The following is a 293-nucleotide window of genomic DNA, read 5'->3' as shown; positions in this document are numbered from 1 at the left end:
CCTTTATTATACCAATTGCTTTTTTAATATTTTCATCTTCATATATTGTATAAGCTTCATTTATTATTTCATTTAAATTCATTTTTCCTAATACATCTTTATCATTTAATATTTCTTTTAATATATCATATATATTAACTATCTTATTTNNCCGTATTCTCTTACAAAAGCTATTCTGGAATTGGAATTGATTAATTTCTCTACTATATCGATTATATTATTTATTTTTAATGGTTTTATTTTATTTATCACCCTTTCAATTTTTGTAATCTGGTCTGTATAAATATCTAATT

Source organism: Candidatus Nanopusillus massiliensis, assembly GCF_920984865.1.
The sequence above is the reverse complement of the archived record's forward strand: the minus strand, read 5'-3'. Positions refer to the sequence as shown.